Here is a 16,225-nt window from a genome sequence, read left to right on the forward strand (position 1 = left end):
GGGGATGTGCCGTCGGTTGGTGGTCGTCCGGGTCCGGAGATTCCGCTGATCGGTCGGTGCGTGGTTGTTTCGCCTCGGGGGCCGACGGGGACCCGGACGCAACGCCGCCGGAGCGCCGAAGCTCCGCCTGGCGGGCCGGCGGCAAAACCACCGTTCCACCTGATCCAGGTGAACGGCCCGCAGAGGCGCGCCGGAGCCGCGGACCCCGTCGCAGCCCTATCGAGAGTCAGGGCCGTTGCGCCCTCTCCATCACCGCCATGCCGCGACAGCGAGGAAAGTCACCATGAAAGCAGCGGTATACGAAGGACCGCGAACGGTCACAGTGAAGGACGTACCGGACGCGAAGATAGAACACCCCTGCGACATCATCGTCAAGATCACCACCACCAACATCTGCGGTTCGGACCTGCACATGTACGAGGGCCGCACCTCGTTCGAGTCCGGCCGCACCCTGGGACACGAGAACATGGGCCAGGTCGTGGAGGTCGGCTCGGCCGTCCGCAAGGTCCAGGTCGGCGAGTACGTGGTCCTGCCCTTCAACATCGCCTGCGGCTTCTGCAAGCAGTGCGAGCGGGGCCTGACCAACTACTGCCTGACCATGCAGCCGGAACCGGCCCTCGCGGGAGCCGCCTACGGATTCGCCGACATGGGCCCCTACCAGGGCGGCCAGGCGGAGCTGCTGCGCGTGCCCTACGGCGACTTCAACGCGCTGCGTCTGGGCGAGGACGCCACCGAGCGGCAGACCGACTACGTGATGCTCGCCGACATCTTCCCCACCGGCTATCACGCCACCGAGATGGCCCACGTCAAACCGGGCGACCAGACCATCGTCTTCGGGGCCGGTCCGGTCGGGCTGATGGCGACCTATTCCGCCCTCCTCAAGGGCGCCGGCCGCGTCTGGACGGCCGACCACCACCCCGACCGGCTGCGCAAAGCGGAGGAGATCGGGGCCATCCCGATCAACACCGCCGAGCAGAACCCGGCGGAGGTCGTCAAGGAGGCCACCCTCGGTCTGGGCGCCGACAACGGCTGCGAATGCGTCGGCTACCAGGCACACGACCCCCAGGGACACGAGGACGCCAGCCTCACGCTCAACGGCCTGATCGACTCGGTCAGGTTCACGGGCGACATCGGCGTGGTGGGCGTGTTCCTGCCCCAGGACCCCGGCGGCGCGGAAGCCCAGGGCGAGCTGGAGGCCCAGGGCAAGGTCCCGATCGACTTCGGCATGATGTGGTTCAAGGGCCAGCACATGGGGACCGGGCAGGCGCCGGTGAAGAGGTACAACCGGGCGCTGCGGGACCTGATCGCAGGCGGGAAGGCGAAGCCGAGCTTCGTCGTCTCCCACGAGCTCAGCCTGGACGAGGCCCCCACCGCCTACGAGCACTTCGACGCCCGTGACGAGGGCTGGACCAAGGTGGTCCTGCATCCCGACGGACACGGGAACGGCCACAAGCGGTAAGAGACTCGGGGCCGCCGTGCCCCCTGTTTCCCCTGGACCGCTCCGGGGGACGGGTGGCGATCTGCCCGTCCGCCGGACGGGGCTGGGGGCAATCGCCGCGCTCCGGCCGGACCTGAACCAACAACGATTGCCCGCGCTCCGGCCCGGAGGACGGACGGCGGACGCGCAGCAGTGTCCCGAGGCGCAGCACCCCGTCCAGCGGTTGCGGCCGCCAGTGGCGGGCCGTGTGGGAGGCTTCCTTGCCCGAGGGCTGCCGCACCTCGACCAGGCCGACGCGACCCGGCAGGGCATTCCGGCCAGGCGGACACCCGTGACGTGGCTGCGGGCCTTCGGGGAGGTCGTGCGATCTGGGCTCAAGATCGAGGAGACGCGGCTGGAGCCCCTGCTCGCGCTGCGTGCGGCCGCTGGGGTGGCGATCGTCGTCGGGCCGACGCTGTGGCTGGTCTCCCCTGCGTATGCGGCGTCCGCCGCCCTCGGCGCCTACTCCGCGGGTGGGGCCACCTTCCAGCGCAGCTGGCGTCCGCGCAAGGTGATCGCGCTCGGCGCGGGCGCGGGTCTGGCGCTCAGCACCTTCGTGGGCTACCTGGCGGCGGGGCGACTCGTGACGTTCCTGCCGCTGCTGGCCGTATGGGCCTTTGCCGCGGGAATGGCGTGGGCCGTCGGATCGACCGCTGGGATCGTCGCGGCGACGACCGTGGGCAGCATGCTGGTGACCATCACCCTGCCCACGAGCGTCGGGCGCGCCCTGGAGCACGCCGGGGTCATCGCGCTCGGGGGCGTGACACAGGCCGTGCTGATCTTGCTGTTCCCGATCCGGCGCTGGGGGGCGCATCGTGACGCGCTCGCCGACGCCCTGGCCGCCGTGGCGGACTACGCCCGCCGGTTGCGGCACGACCCGACCGCCCCGTTCGACCCGGAGCCGTTGATGACGGCCCGGGACGCGGCTGCCGTGACGCCGTCACAGGCCCGCACCCGTCCCCCCGTCCTGCACGGCCCCCGGGGACTCGCCGAGCGCATTCGACCGGTGGTCGCGGCACTCGCCGACCCGGACGTGGGCGCCCCGGCGGAGGGGCCCGGGCGGGACCGCGCGCGGGAGTTGCTCGACGCGGCCGCCGACGTCCTGGACGCGGCCGCCCGTTCGATCCGCCGCGGCACTCCCGTCGAGGTGCGGCCCGGGACCATGGACGTCGTGCGCATCGACGAGGAGCACGAGGTGCTGGAGGGCCCCGCGCGGCAGGCCGCCGAGCGGCTCGTGGAACTGCTCGGCGAGGCATTGGAGATCGCCTGCTGCGGCGCGCGCGGGAGGACGCCCACGCCGCCCGGCCCCGCGGGCGCCCAGTTCCTGGTGCGCCCGACAATGTTCCGGCTGCTCCCGGTTGTCGTCGGGGCGGTCCGCCGGGAGCTCCGCCTGGACTCGCCCGTGTTCCGGCACGCCGTCCGCCTGGCGGCGGTGGCCACGCTCGGCTATCTGATCGCCGCCCGCCTACCCCTGGGCCACGGCTACTGGGCGCCCATCGCCTCGGTGATGGTGATGCGGCCGGACTTCCACCGGACGTACGCGCGTGCGGTGGCCCGTCTCGCCGGGACCCTGGCGGGGGTCGCGCTCGCCACCGGCATGGTGCGGGCCCTGGGCCCGGACGCCCATGTGTCCGGCGCGCTGGCGGTGGTCTCGGCGGGCCTGTCGTACACGCTGAACCGTACCGGCTACGCCTACTCCCAGTGCTTCACCGCCGCGTACGTCGTCTTCCTGCTCGGCATGGGCGGCCAGGCATGGGAGCAGACAGTCCCGGAGCGGGTGGTGCTCACCCTGCTCGGCGGGGTCCTGGCGATGCTGGCGTACGTGGTGTTCCCCGCGTGGGAGACACCCCGGCTGCCGAGCCGGCTTGCGGACTGGCTCGCCGCCAACGGCCGCTACGCGGCCGCGGTGCTCCGCAACTACGCCGAACCGAGCCGCGAGCATCACGCCGACATGCGCAGGGCACTGCTGGAGAGCAGGGAGGCACGTGCCGCCTGGCAGGAGGCATACGACCGGGCAAGGCAGGAACCTGTCCGCCCCAGGGGTCTGACGTCGCGCGAGGCGCGGGAGGCGCAGGAGGCGCTCAAGGGGTTCGGCCGGGCAGCGATGCTCATGGAGAGCCACGTCCCGCGGGCCGACAGCCGTGTCGTCCCCGAGGCGGAGCGATTCGCCGAGGCCCTGGAGACGGACACCGCGAAGGCAGCAGTCGCCGTGCGCGAGCACAGGAATCCGGACTGGGGACGCGTGGAGGAGGCGCTCCACGCGTGGGAGGAGGCCGCCGGCAATGGGAGCCCGGTCGTGCGGCGCGAGGCGGAACTGCAAAAACGGGCCTTGGAAGACCTCGCGACAGCCGTGAGCCGCACACCCCTGGAACGGGACGTCGGCTCTGCTCGCGAGGAGCAGCGGGTGCGGGCGACCCTGGCTGCGGAAGGTAACGGATCAGGGCCCGCGCACCGAGGTGGGTGACGGCGCCGGCGCCAGAGAGCACCGCGCCCCCTGGACGGCCACGTACCGCAGCTCCGGGTCCAGAATGGCCGGCCCAACCGGGGACTGGGACACCAGACGCATCGCCAGGGCGGCATCTCGCTCGATCCGCTCCACAGCGGCCTGGTCCGCAACGAGGCCCAGGGCGTAGACGTCACCGAGGTCGTCCACCAGCCGCATGTTGCGGAACTCCACCAAGCGGGTGCTGCCGTCCTTGTGCCGGATCGGGAACGCCCCTGCCCAGTCGGTGCCGGATTCCATGACCTCGGCGAACAGCTTGATCACCGCGTCCCGGTGCTCCTCGTGGACCGTCAGCCGAGCCGCGTGCCGACCCAGCGCCTCCGCCGCGGTGTAGCCGAACAGTTCCTCGGCCTTCGGGCTCCAGAAGACCACATGGCCCTGCGCATTCAGCACCACCGCAGCGACACTGAGCAGATCGAGCAGGCCACTGGGCGGCGCGGCAGGACCTGCCACCGACCGGCCGCGGCCTGCTCGGGAGGAGTCCGTCGTACCCATGCCTCATTTTCCTTCCCGCTCGGCGCCCCGGCTCTTGCCGTACCGGTGGGTGTTCTCTTCATCCATGGTCGGCCCGGACCCAGGCAGTACACGCCTGGACCGACTGCTGACACACAGGCCGGCGATGCCGGCGGCCGTACCCGCGCCCGCACGGGGGCTGCGCCGACAGTCGCTTTCTTCGCCCGGGCGGCACACCGGGTCGGCGCGGCAGCCGCGGTGCCGGCCCGTGCTGTACAGCACGTCGGTGCAGCCCGCGCCGTAGGGAAACCGCCTTCAACGGTCGGCCGACCGCCGGTCCTGGTGCCGAATGACGTCGCCCTGTGGGCTCGAACCAGACCTCAGAGGCTGTGCGTGACCGCGCCCTCCGGCAGGGCCCATGCGCTCGTGGCCATCCCTGAGTGGACCAGTCCGTCCCGGTCGCTTCGTGATCGGCCACCCAGAAACGATAGAAAGGGGATATGAGTGGAGTTTCGGGTGAATCCGGGCGGGATACGCCTGATGTGTCCGGGAGGACCCATCGGCCCGGCCGGCCCCGTCAGGCGGAGAAGGGGAGGCGGTCGGGCTCGCTGCTGAGCGTGCACGGCCTCGCGGGCCAGGTGTTCCTGCTCCAGCTGGCCGTTGTGGTGCTGCTCGTCGCCGCCGCCCTGGTGGCGCTCGTGGTGCAGGCTCAACACGACGTGATGGCGGACGCCCGCCACCGAACGCTCGTCGCGGCGCAGACGTTCGCGCACTCCCCGGGGATCGTGGCGGCACTGAACAGCGCGAACCCGACCGCCGTGCTGCAGCCGCACGCCGAGGCGGCCCGGAAGGCCGCAGGCGTCGACGCCATCATCGTGTACGGGCTGAACGGGATCACCCTCACCCACAGCGACCCGCATCAGGTCGGGAAACACGTCATCGGGCCTTACGCGAAGGCGGCGACGGGCAAGCCCTTCACGAGTACCTTCCAGGGGTCCCTGGGGCTCTCCGTGATCTCGGCGGTTCCCGTCAGGGGTCCCGACGGCTCGGTCATCGCCATCGTCTCCGTGCCCGTCACGGTCGAGAGGGTGCAGCACAGGGTGAACCGGCAGCTCCCGGTCCTCCTCGGCAGCGCCGCCACGGCCCTGGTGGTCGCCGCGTGCGGGTCGGGCCTGGTGAGCCGGCGGCTGCGGCGGCAGACCCACAACCTGGGGCCGACCGAGATGACCCGGATGTACGAGCACCACGACGCGGTGCTGCATGCGGTGCGGGAAGGAGTGCTGATCGTCGGCGGTGACGGCCGGCTGCTGCTGGCCAACGACGAGGCACGACGGCTTCTGGACCTGCCGGCGGACGCGGAGCAGCGGCACATCACCGATCTGGGGTTGGACGAGGACCTCGCCGGGCTGCTGGCCTCCGACCGCCCCACCACCGACGAGGTGTACCTGGCGGCCGACCGGCTGCTCGCGGTCAGCAAGCGGCTCACCGCACCGCACGGACCGGTCGGCAGCGTGGTCACGCTCCGGGACACCACCGAGCTGCGGACCCTCTCCGGCCGGGCGGAGGTGGCGCGCGGACGGTTGAACCTGCTCTACGACGCCGGGCTGCGGATCGGCACCACGCTCGATGTGAAGCGCACAGCCGAGGAACTGGCAGAGGTGGCGGTGCCCCGGTTCGCCGACATCGTCACCGTCGACCTGCCGGACCCGGTCCTGCTCGGCGAGGAGACCTCCGGTGCGACCGCCGGGATCACCGAGTTGCGCCGCAGCGCCGTCGCCGGTCTCGACGCGGACCATCGCCTCCATCCCGTCCGGGAGCTCATCCGGTTCGTCCCGGACCACCCCGTCTCCACGGCGATGGCCGAGGGCCGACCGGTCCTGGTCGGGGATCTGAGCGCCTCCGACGGCTGGCTGGCCCAGCAACCCGAACGTGCCCGGCAGATCCTCGATCACGGCATCCATTCCATGCTCGTGGTTCCCTTGCGCGCCCGCGGCGTGGTGCTGGGCGTGGTGGACTTCTGGCGCGCACAGGGCTCCCCGCCGTTCGAGGACGAGGACGTGTCGTTCGCCGAGGAGCTGGCCGCCCGGGCAGCGGTGTGCATCGACAACGCCCGCCGCTACACCCGCGAACACGCCATGGCCGTCACCCTGCAGCACAGCCTGCTCCCACGCGCGCTGCCCGAGCAGTCCGCCCTCGACGTGGCCTACCGCTACCTGCCGGCCCAGGCCGGAGTGGGCGGGGACTGGTTCGACGTCATCCCGCTGTCCGGCACCCGGGTGGCGCTGGTCGTGGGCGATGTCGTCGGCCACGGTCTGCACGCCGCCGCGACCATGGGCCGGCTGCGCACCGCCGTGCACAACTTCGCCAGCCTGGACATGCCCGTGGAGGAGCTGCTGGGCCGGCTGGACGAGCTGGTGGCGCAGATCGATGCCGAGGAGGTCACCGCAGCGGAGCACGGGCAGGGGGTGATCACCGGAGCGACCTGCCAGTACGCCGTCTACGACCCCACCTCCGCGCGGCTGACCGTCGCCACCGCCGGCCACCCGGGACCGGCACTGGTCCGGCCCGACGGGACCGTCGACTTCCCGCAACTGCCCGTCTCCCCGCCACTGGGACTCGGAGCCGGCCTGCCTGTCGAGACCGCCGAGCTCACCGTGCCCGAGGGTTCCCGACTGGTGCTCTACACCGACGGACTGATCGAGGACCGCACCCGAGACCTGGACGCCGGTCTGGAGGCCCTGCGCGATGCTCTGACAGGGCCGGGTCGCACGCCGGAGGCCACCTGTGCGGCGGTGATGGAGGCCATGCTGTCCGACCGGCCCAGGGATGACATCGCGCTGCTGGTGGCCCGCACGTGCCGGCTCGGGCCGGAGCAGGTCGCCGAGTGGGACGTGCCCCGTGACCCGGCGGCGGTGGCCCCGGTGCGCAGCGCCTGCGCCCGCCGGCTGGCGGAGTGGGGGCTGGAGCAGGTCGGATTCACCGCCGAACTCATCCTCAGCGAGCTGATCACCAACGCCGTCCGCCACGGAGCCGAACCCATCACCGTGCGGGTGCTGCGCACGGAGCCGATCGGCCGCCCCGATGCGGGCACCCTGATCTTCGAGGTCGCGGACGGCAGCAGCACCTCGCCGCGGCTGCGCCGGGCGAAGGCCACCGACGAAGGAGGCCGCGGACTGTTTCTGGTCGCCCGCTTCGCCGAACGCTGGGGGACCCGCTACACGCCCACCGGCAAGGTCATCTGGGCCGAACAGTCCCTGCACCACGGCGCCACGCCGGAGGGCGAAGATCTCGGCGAGATCCTGCTCGGCCAATGGGACGACACCGCGCTGTGAGGTGCGCCGGTACGTCCCTTCCTTCGGCCGGCGCGCGCCGCGTGCCGGCGTCGGCGCGGCCGGGCCCGGGACGTACGGAGAAGCCGAGTGCCGGGGCAGAGACGGTGATCGCGGGCTTCCGGGACGACAGTCCGCCATCCAGGCTGCCGGGTACTCTGGCCATGATGACCACTTCGTCGGCGCCGTGAAGCCGAGGAAGGGGGAGGCACAGCGGGAGGCCCGCCACTCCTCACGTCCGGGGGCAGCCGTGACTACACCGTGTGCCCGAGCAGCGGCGGTCTTCGGCTGCTTCGCTCTTGTGGCACTGGGCCTGAGCGCTTGCGAGAACACACCGACCGCCGGCCTCGCACAGCCGTCGGCGGCCACGTCCGCCGAGAGCATGGGCGGCATGCGCGCACTGATCGCCGCAGCGAAACGGGAGGGCACGCTCAGAGCGATTGCGCTGCCGAACGACTGGGCCAACTACGGCGGCCTGATCAACGGCTTCGAGAAGAAGTACGGGATCAAGGTCACGGTCGAGGATCCGCTGGGCCACAGCGAGGACGAGATCGACGCCCTGAGGAAGAGGGGGAGCCGGCCGACCGCGCCGGACGTGATCGACGTGGGCGATACGTTCGCGCGCAAAGCAGCGGCGCAGAATCTTCTCGCGCCGTACAAGGTCGCCGCTTACGATTCGATCCCCGGTAGTCAGAAGGACTCGAATGCCCGCTGGTACAACAACTACGGGGGCTACATCTCCATCGGCTGCGACGCCAACCGGGTCAAGGTCTGCCCGGCAACCTTCGCCGATCTTCTGAAGCCCGATCACAAGGGCATGGTCGCGCTCGAAGGCGACCCGCCCCGGTCGGCCACCGCCTTCGCCAGTGTCTACGCGGCCGCCCTGGCGAACAACGGGTCGTTCGACAACGTCCAACCGGGTCTCGACTTCTTCGCCGAGCTCAAGAATCGCGGCAACTTCAACCCTCTCAATTCCAACTCGGCGACGGTCGCGAGCGGCCGGACCCCCATCAGCATCAACTGGGACTACATCAACCTCCATTACACCGACCAACTCCGCGACAAGGGCGTGGACTGGCAGGTCTCGATCCCCTTCGACGGCAGCTTCGCCCAGTACTTCGCGCTGGCGATCAACAAGAACGCCCCGCACCCGGCGGCTGCGCGCCTGTGGCAGGAGTACCTCTTCAGCCCAGAGGGCCAGAACCTCCGGCTGCGCGCCTATGCCCGCCCGGTACTCATGGACGCCATGAGGCAGGACGGCACCCTCGACAAGGCCGCCGCTGCACGACTGCCGACGGTCGAGGGAACGCCGCAGTTCCCGACGGACGCGCAACTGGAGAAGGTGAAGGAGACGGTCACCCAGGGCTGGGCGAAGGCCGCCTCCGGCTAAGCAGGGACGCTCCCGGCGCCCACCCAGCAGTTGTGCGGCGAAGGGGCACCGACACGAAGCGGGCCCGTCATCGCCACCCGGATCGAGCAGGGCAGGGTGACGGACCCACGCACTGGTCTGCGCAGCCGCCGGAAGGCCGGCAAGCGGGGACGCGGCCACGGCGCACGCTGACCTCTTGCTGACCCAGGGCGAGCCGACAGGGCGACGGTGAGTGAGGCGTGTGCGGGAATGTGGTCCGCCGTGTGCACGGCCGAGGCCGCCCGGGCTGTGGTTGCCTGGACGGCCTCGTGTGGGCGAGAGGGGCTCAGCCGTCGGCCCCGGCAGGGGTCGTGGTGGTGGTGAGGCCCTCCTTCTTGTTGGCGTTGATGGCGAACTCGTTGGTGAATGTCTTGCTGAGGTCCACCGACGAGGTCACGGTCCCGACCATCTTCTCGGTGGCCAGGGCGGTCTTCGGGCCGTCGGCCGGCATGATTCCGTCGGGCAGGAACTGGCCCTTGTCCTCGTTCAGGGCCGTGATGTAGTCGGCCTTGGTGACCAGCTGGTTCTGCACGAATGACGCCGGCAGCTTGTTCGCGATATCGGCGGCGCTGTGGTCGTGGATCCAGTGCATGGTGGCCACGAGCGCGTCGACGACCTTCTGCACCGCGTCCTTGTGCGAGTTCACCCAGTCGGTACGGGCGAGGACGCTCGCGGCAGGGAACTCACCCCCCAGCGCCGCCTTGGCGCCGTCGGTGGTGGCCAGATCGATCGCGGAGGTGCCGACGCCCTTCTTCTGGATCGCGGCGACCGTCGGTTGGGTCGTCATGACGCAGTCGGCCTTGCCGTTCTGCAGCGCGGCGACGGCGGTGGAGCCGGCACCGACCGCGAGCCGGTGGAACTGGTTGGTCTTGACGCCCTTCTTCGCCGCCATGAACTGGGTGAGGGTGTCGGTGCCCGAGCCCAGGTCGGTGACTCCGAGCGTCTTGCCCTTGAAATCGGCGGCCGACTTCACGCCGCTCTTCTCGGTGCACATCTCCCGCTCGCCCGGCGCACCGGACAGCTGAACGACGTCCTCGACCGCCTTGCCCTTTGCCTGGAATTCGATGGTGTGGTTGTACCAGGCGCCGGCCATGTCGACCTGTCCCGATGCCATGGCCTCCTCGGCGCCGACACCGCCGTTCTGCTCGGTGCTCAGCTCGACCTCGACGCCGTACTTCTTGTAGAAGCCGAGGTTCTGGGCGAGCTGATAGGGCAGATAGATCTGCTTGTCGATGCCGCCGACCATGAGGCGGACGGTCGGGGTGCCGCCGGAGCCGGACGATCCGGAACTGCCGGAGTTGCTGGAACACGCGGTGGCAGCACCGAGGGCGAGGACGGTGACGATGGACGCGGTGAGGGTTCTCTTGAGCATGGCGAGGCATACACCTTTCGGGACTGCGGGAACCGCTGTACGGGGGCGCGGGGAAGAAGAGGTGGGGATACGGGCCGGAGGGACGCCGGCGTCAGAGGACGTTCGTCTCGGAGGGAGACGGCGGGCGCCAGGAGAGCAGCCGGCGTTCGAGCTTGCCGATCAGCCACTCCGCGCCGAGCACGATCACCGCGATGACCAGCATCGTGGCGAACACGCCGTTGGGGTCGAAGTTGTTCTGAGCGGTCTTGATGACCAGGCCCAGGCCGCTCTGCGCGCCGAGCACCTCGCCGACGAGCGCGCCGACGATGGCGAAGCCGAAGGCGCTGTGCAGGCTGGCGATGATCCAGGTCAGTGCGGAGGGCACGATGACGTGCCGGGTGATCTGCATCCGGGAGGCGCCCAGCACCCTGACGTTGGCGAGGACGTTGCGGTCGACCTCGCGGACGCCTTGGAAGGCGTTGAAGAAGACGATGAAGAACACCAGCACCGCGGCGAGCAGGATCTTCGGAGTCACGCCGATTCCGAAGGCGACGATGAAGATCGAGCCGAGGACGATACGCGGGATGGCGTTGACCATCTTGATGTAGGGGCCGAGCACGTCGGAGAGGTAACGGCTCTGCCCGAGCACAACGCCGAAGACGACCCCGGTGAGGGAGCCCACGGCGAAGCCGATGAGCGCTTCCTCGATGGTGGTCCAGATGTTCTGGTAGAAGGAGCCGAACTGGGTGCCGTGTTGGAAGAGGTCGATCAGCCGCGTCCAGATGCCCGACGGTTGCCCGAAGAAGAACGGGTCGACGACGCCCCAGGTGGTGAACGCCTGCCAACCGCCGATCACAAGGACCGCAAGACCGATACGGCCGGCCCACACCAGGGCCCCGCGCCGCTGGCGGGCACGCTGCGCGACGGTCGCGGCTGCGCCTTTCCCGCCGTCGGTGACGGAGGCGGCGGAAACGGTGGAGGTCGTACTCATTCCTTGCCTCCGGCGGTGAGTGCGTAGGCGCGCTCCACCTCTTCGCGCAGCGTGTCCCAGATCTTGTGCTGGAGTTCTATGAAGCGGGGCTGGAAGCGGATCTCCTGGACGGAGCCGCGCGGGCGGGGGAGGTCGATGTCGAAGACCGCCTTGACCGAGCCGGGGCTGGAGGTCATCACGACCACCCGGTCGGCGAGTGCGACGGCCTCGTCCAGGTCGTGGGTGATGAAGATGACGGACGGTCGGATCTGCTCCCACAGGCTCAGCAACTCGGTCGACATGATCGCCTTGGTCTGCACGTCCAGGGCACCGAACGGCTCGTCCATGATCAGGATCTTCGGCTCGTTGATCAGCGCCGCGGCCATCGCCACGCGCTTGCGCATACCGCCGGACAGCTGGTGGGGGTAGCGGTCCTCGAACCCGGCGAGCCCGACCCGGCGCAGCCAGTCGCGCGCCGAAGCCTGCGCCTGCTGCTTGGGCACCCCGCGGAAGACGGGACCCATCAGCACGTTGCCGAGGACGGTCTTCCAGGGCAGCAGCGCGTCGGTCTGGAACATGAAGCTGACGCCGTCGGTGATGCCGTCCACCTCGTATCCGCCCACCTTGACCGATCCCTCGCTGGGCCGGTCGAGCCCGGACACCATGCTCAGTGTCGTGGACTTGCCGCAGCCGGTGGGACCCACCACGGCGCAGAACTGGCCCGGCTCCACGGTGAACGAAACGCCTTGCAGCGCCGTGAACACCTCACCGGCAGGGGTCAGGAATCGCTTGGTGAGCCCGGATATCTCGATGCGCGCGTTCACGTGGCCCGCCGCATCGGTCCCTGGGCTCGTCGCGACATCGTTTCGCGAAGCCATGTGGGGCCGCTTCCTTCCTTCGTACGGAGTTCCTCGGGGGTTCCTCGGGGGTTCGTCGGGGGTTCGTCGGGAGATTCATCGAGGTCCCTCGCAGGCCGAGGAAGGCAGACGCTAGAGGCAGCCGCGTATGACGTCGCTGTTTCCGAGCTATCCCGCAATAGTTGCGTAAACCGAGCTTCTGCTCGTTCTGCTCGTCGGACGAGGGGTGGGCAGCGCTCTGGCCATCAGGCACAATCGCGCCACCCGGGCACGTGCATCGGCCGGCCCGGCACGACGCACGACCGGAACGAAGAGGCACCCGTGATACCCATCCGTATCCGAACAGGCCGCGGCGGGAAGCGGAGACTGTCCACGCGGATCCTCGCCAACCAGCTCGTCATCCTCGCGCTCACCGGCGTGATCGGCTTCGTCCTGTTCGCCTTCGCGCAACGGGCCGAACTCGACCGCTCCTACGAACAGCGGGCCCTGGCCATCGCACAGACCACGGCTGCGGACCCTCAGATCCAGCAAGCCATGGAACGCGGGGGCGGCGGCGACGTGGTACAGACGGTCGCAGAACGGATCCGCCGGGCCTCCGGGGCGTCGTACGTCGTCGTGATCGACCTGCACGGCCTACGGCACTCACACCCCATCCCCGCTCTGATCGGCGAGCCCGTGGACGAGCCGATCGTGGTGCGGGACGGCCGCCCACACGTCGGCGCCGACCAGGGCGCAACCGGGCGGTCCGCCAACGGCAAGGCGCCCCTGCACGGGCCCTCCGGCGCACTGGTCGGCGAGGTGTCGGTGGGCATACCGGAACACGACGTACTCGGCGAGCTGTGGCGCGAGCTGCCGACCTTCGGGCTGTACGCCACGATCGCCACCGCTCTCGGCGCGACCGCGGCCTATCTGCTGGCCCGACGTCTGAAGCGGACCACGTTCGGCCTGGAGCTGGAGGAGATCGCCGGCCTGCTGCAGGACCGCGAGGCGATGCTCCACGGCATTCGGGAGGGCGTGGTCGCCTTCGACCCCGACGGGAGGATAACCGTCGTGAACGACGAGGCCCGGCGGTTGCTCGGCCTCGGCACCGCGCTCGGCAGCCGCCTGGAGGAGGTGCTGCCCGACGGCCGGCTGCGCCGCGCGCTGGACGGCACCCTGCCGGGCACCGACGTCAGCGTACTGACCGACGACCACTGTCTCGCCGTCAACCGCATGCCGGTCACCCTGCACGGCCACGAACTGGGAGCCGTCGTCACCGTGCGCGACCGCACTGAGCTGATCGGCCTGCTGCGCGAACTGGACTCCGTGCGCGGGCTGACCGACGCTCTGCGGGCCCAGCAGCACGAGTTCACCAATCGGATGCACACCCTGGCCGGGCTGCTGGACATCGGCGAACAACAATCCGCGTACGAATACGCCATCGAGACGGCTCGCTCCGGGCAGGCACTGACCGAGGACGTGCGCCGGCACATCGGCAACCCGCTGATGGTCGGGCTCATCGTGGCGAAGACAACGGTCGCCGCCGAACGCGGGGTGCGGATCGTCCTGACCGACGACTCCGCACTCGGAGCGGATCCCCCGCACCTGCGGCGTCTGCTGACCATCGTCGGCAACCTGCTCGACAACGCCATCGACGCGACGGCCGACGCACCACCCGCCGACGGCGGACGCCGCATCGGGCTGACGCTGGCCGAGGGTGACGAGCTGATCGTCGTACGTGTGGCGGACAACGGTCCAGGCATCGCCGCGGAGACCTCCCAGACGATCTTCGAGGACGGCTGGTCCACCCGCCCGGAGCGAGGCACTGCACGCCGCGGCCTGGGGCTGGCCCTGGTGCACCGGCTGGTGCAGCGACACGGCGGCACCATCACGGTCAGCGAGGGCCCGGGCGCCGTCTTCACGGTCGAACTGCCGCTGCCGGACACGGCACCGGTGCCGCAGGGAGCCCTCTTCACGACGGCGCTGCCGATGGGAGGTGAGGGCTGGTGATCCGGATCCTGGTGGTGGACGACGACTTCCGGGTCGGCCAGATCCACAGCGAGTACGTGCACCGGGTCGAGGGCTTCGAGGTGGTCGGCGAGGCAGCAACCGTAGCGGAGGCACTGACGGCGGTCCGCGCCCTGCACCCGGACCTGATACTGCTCGACGTCTTCCTGCCCGACGGCAGCGGACTCGACATCCTGCGGCAGCTCAGCCAGGACCAGGGCGACGCCCGCCCCGACGCCCTCATGGTCACCGCCGACCACGACATATCGTCCGTCCGTGCCGCGATGAAACTCGGTGCCATCGGCTATCTGGTGAAGCCGTTCGGCTCAGCCGACCTCGCCGAACGGCTCATCGCCTACCGCCAGCTTCGCGACCGCGTGGACGCGCTCAGCCGGACGAGCACGGCCGATCAGGCCGACGTCGACGCCCTGTTCAGCGCCGCCCGCCCACCCGCCGTTCCCCGGGTCCCGGCCAAGGGCCACTCCGCCCCCACGCTCACCGCCATCCACCACGCCCTGCGCAACGCCCGCACCGCCCTGTCGGCCGCCGAGGCCGCCGAGGCGACCGGCGTCTCCCGCGCCACGGCCCAGCGGTACCTGTCCTACCTCGTCAAGGAGGGTACGGTCCGCCTGGAACTCCGCTACGGCACCAACGGCCGCCCCGAGCACCGGTACCGACCCATCGCGCGCTGAACCACTGCAGAGGCACTCCACGGCGGTCCTGCCCGCGGCCGGAATCCTTCCGGTCCGTCCGTTCGGCTGCCGCGGACACGCCGGGCTGCCGCAACCCGGCGGACGCTCTCGCCTGCGAGCCGCGGTACGCCCAGTTGTCATGGCTCCTGGTGGTACGCGCCGTGCCGGTCTGTGGGCGGCACACGGCGGGGTTCCGTCGGCTGCGCCCCCCTTCTCGCGCACGTACTCCGGTTTTTGAACGGCCTTTACAGGGTCGTCCGCCATGGCGCCCCTGCCGTAGGCGTGCCGCCGGCGTGGCCGGGCGTGATCCCACCACGGGCCGACAGCGGGCTGCGGTGGCCACGACCTCTGAAGAGGGCTGCGGCACCGGTCCGGCAGAATGCAGTTCTCGACGAACGCCGTGGTATGGCAACAGGTCAAGCCGCCACGAGCAGCGCTCACCGTAATCCGGATCGAGCCTGCCGGCTCCTCACACCACATCGGATCGACGGGTCGGCGCGCTCGTTCCTCCGGTGGACCAAGGAGAACGCCGGCGCTTCCGCCGGCGGCGGCCCTCAACGGCCCATCGCGGCGATCAGACGCATGGCCGGCGGTTCGGGCCGGCACGATCTGCTGGGCGTCGAACCGCGCGATGTCGAACTCGGCCACCCGGCCGCCTCGGCGCGAGCTGAGCGTGGCTCAGGCTCCCCTCCCGGCGGCGACGCGGACCAGCCGGACAGGTCCTCGGGGTCGTGGGATCCTCGGTCACGCTGGATGCGCCTTCGCGGTCGGCCACTACCACGCTATCCCGCGCTGCGCGCCGACAGCCGCCGTGTGATCCGGTCGAACAGCTCCGTCAGCGGCTCGCCGACGTCCCGGCCGAACTCGGTCAGCCCGTAGGTGACCTGGGGCGGCGTCGTCGGCGCGACCTCCCGCCAGACCAGGCCGTCCTGGACCAGCGTCCGCAGGGTCTGGGCAAGCATCTTCTCGCTGATGCCCTGGATGCTCTCGCGCAGCTCGTAGAACCGGAGGTCGTTGCTCCGCAAGGAGATCAACACCCAGATGCCCCACCTGCTGGTCACGTGGTCGACCATATCGCGCGCGGGGCAGTCGGTGTGAAACACCTCATACCGCTCGCCCGCCTCGGCCCGTATGAACTGCGCGCCTCCCGCCATGTGATGAGCTTACTTCAAGGTATGCCCTTACCAAAAGTAAGCCAT

General features: G+C 70.4%; 10 protein-coding genes and 1 pseudogene. 6 read left to right on the top strand and 5 right to left on the bottom strand.

Annotated features, from left to right (window positions below):
• The first annotated feature begins 283 nt into the window (after positions 1-283).
• Both AB0A61_RS15315 and AB0A61_RS15320 read left to right on the top strand, forming a co-directional pair.
• Positions 284-1,459 (top strand): glutathione-independent formaldehyde dehydrogenase, encoded by a 1,176-nt coding sequence (locus AB0A61_RS15315; RefSeq protein ID WP_361291760.1) that lies wholly within the window; start codon positions 284-286, stop codon positions 1,457-1,459.
• A 310-nt stretch (positions 1,460-1,769) separates the two neighbouring features.
• Positions 1,770-3,941 carry an FUSC family protein gene (locus AB0A61_RS15320; RefSeq protein WP_361291967.1) on the top strand — a complete coding sequence of 724 codons (2,172 nt, stop codon included), beginning with the start codon at positions 1,770-1,772 and terminating at the stop codon, positions 3,939-3,941.
• A 33-nt stretch (positions 3,942-3,974) separates the two neighbouring features.
• Here AB0A61_RS15320 and AB0A61_RS15325 read toward each other — a convergent pair.
• Positions 3,975-4,475: pseudogene (locus AB0A61_RS15325) on the bottom strand (PAS domain-containing protein); the annotation flags it as partial.
• A gap of 575 nt (positions 4,476-5,050) precedes the next feature.
• On the opposite strand from AB0A61_RS15325, the gene AB0A61_RS15330 reads away from it, so the two are divergent.
• Both AB0A61_RS15330 and AB0A61_RS15335 read left to right on the top strand, forming a co-directional pair.
• Positions 5,051-7,765 (top strand): SpoIIE family protein phosphatase, encoded by a 2,715-nt coding sequence (locus tag AB0A61_RS15330; RefSeq protein ID WP_361291762.1) that lies wholly within the window; start codon positions 5,051-5,053, stop codon positions 7,763-7,765.
• Between the two features lie 379 nt (positions 7,766-8,144).
• Positions 8,145-9,152 (top strand): extracellular solute-binding protein, encoded by a 1,008-nt coding sequence (locus AB0A61_RS15335; protein WP_361291764.1) that lies wholly within the window; start codon positions 8,145-8,147, stop codon positions 9,150-9,152.
• A gap of 304 nt (positions 9,153-9,456) precedes the next feature.
• Here the strand turns inward: AB0A61_RS15335 and AB0A61_RS15340 are convergent, their stop codons facing one another.
• The 3 genes from AB0A61_RS15340 to AB0A61_RS15350 form a co-directional block, all read right to left on the bottom strand.
• Positions 9,457-10,542, bottom strand: a complete 1,086-nt coding sequence (locus tag AB0A61_RS15340) for an ABC transporter substrate-binding protein (RefSeq protein ID WP_361291766.1) — start codon at positions 10,540-10,542, stop codon at positions 9,457-9,459.
• Between the two features lie 91 nt (positions 10,543-10,633).
• The gene (locus tag AB0A61_RS15345) at positions 10,634-11,512 is read right to left on the bottom strand and encodes an ABC transporter permease (RefSeq protein ID WP_361291768.1); all 879 of its coding nucleotides are present in this window, start codon (positions 11,510-11,512) and stop codon (positions 10,634-10,636) included.
• Complete coding sequence (locus AB0A61_RS15350) at positions 11,509-12,369, bottom strand: ABC transporter ATP-binding protein (protein WP_361291770.1); 861 nt, start codon at positions 12,367-12,369, stop codon at positions 11,509-11,511. The genes AB0A61_RS15345 and AB0A61_RS15350 overlap by 4 nt, the downstream gene beginning before the upstream one ends.
• Before the next feature lie 300 nt (positions 12,370-12,669).
• Between AB0A61_RS15350 and AB0A61_RS15355 the strand changes: the two genes are divergently transcribed.
• Both AB0A61_RS15355 and AB0A61_RS15360 read left to right on the top strand, forming a co-directional pair.
• Complete coding sequence (locus AB0A61_RS15355) at positions 12,670-14,337, top strand: sensor histidine kinase (protein WP_361291772.1); 1,668 nt, start codon at positions 12,670-12,672, stop codon at positions 14,335-14,337.
• Positions 14,334-15,026 carry a response regulator gene (locus tag AB0A61_RS15360; protein ID WP_361291774.1) on the top strand — a complete coding sequence of 231 codons (693 nt, stop codon included), beginning with the start codon at positions 14,334-14,336 and terminating at the stop codon, positions 15,024-15,026. Before AB0A61_RS15355 ends, AB0A61_RS15360 begins: the two co-directional genes overlap by 4 nt.
• Before the next feature lie 782 nt (positions 15,027-15,808).
• On the opposite strand, the gene AB0A61_RS15365 is transcribed toward AB0A61_RS15360, so the two are convergent.
• Complete coding sequence (locus AB0A61_RS15365; protein ID WP_361291776.1) at positions 15,809-16,180, bottom strand: helix-turn-helix domain-containing protein; 372 nt, start codon at positions 16,178-16,180, stop codon at positions 15,809-15,811.
• Positions 16,181-16,225: the final 45 nt, after the last annotated feature.

Origin of the sequence: Streptomyces sp. NPDC046197, assembly GCF_040646295.1 — a bacterium.
Classification (GTDB): domain Bacteria; phylum Actinomycetota; class Actinomycetes; order Streptomycetales; family Streptomycetaceae; genus Streptomyces.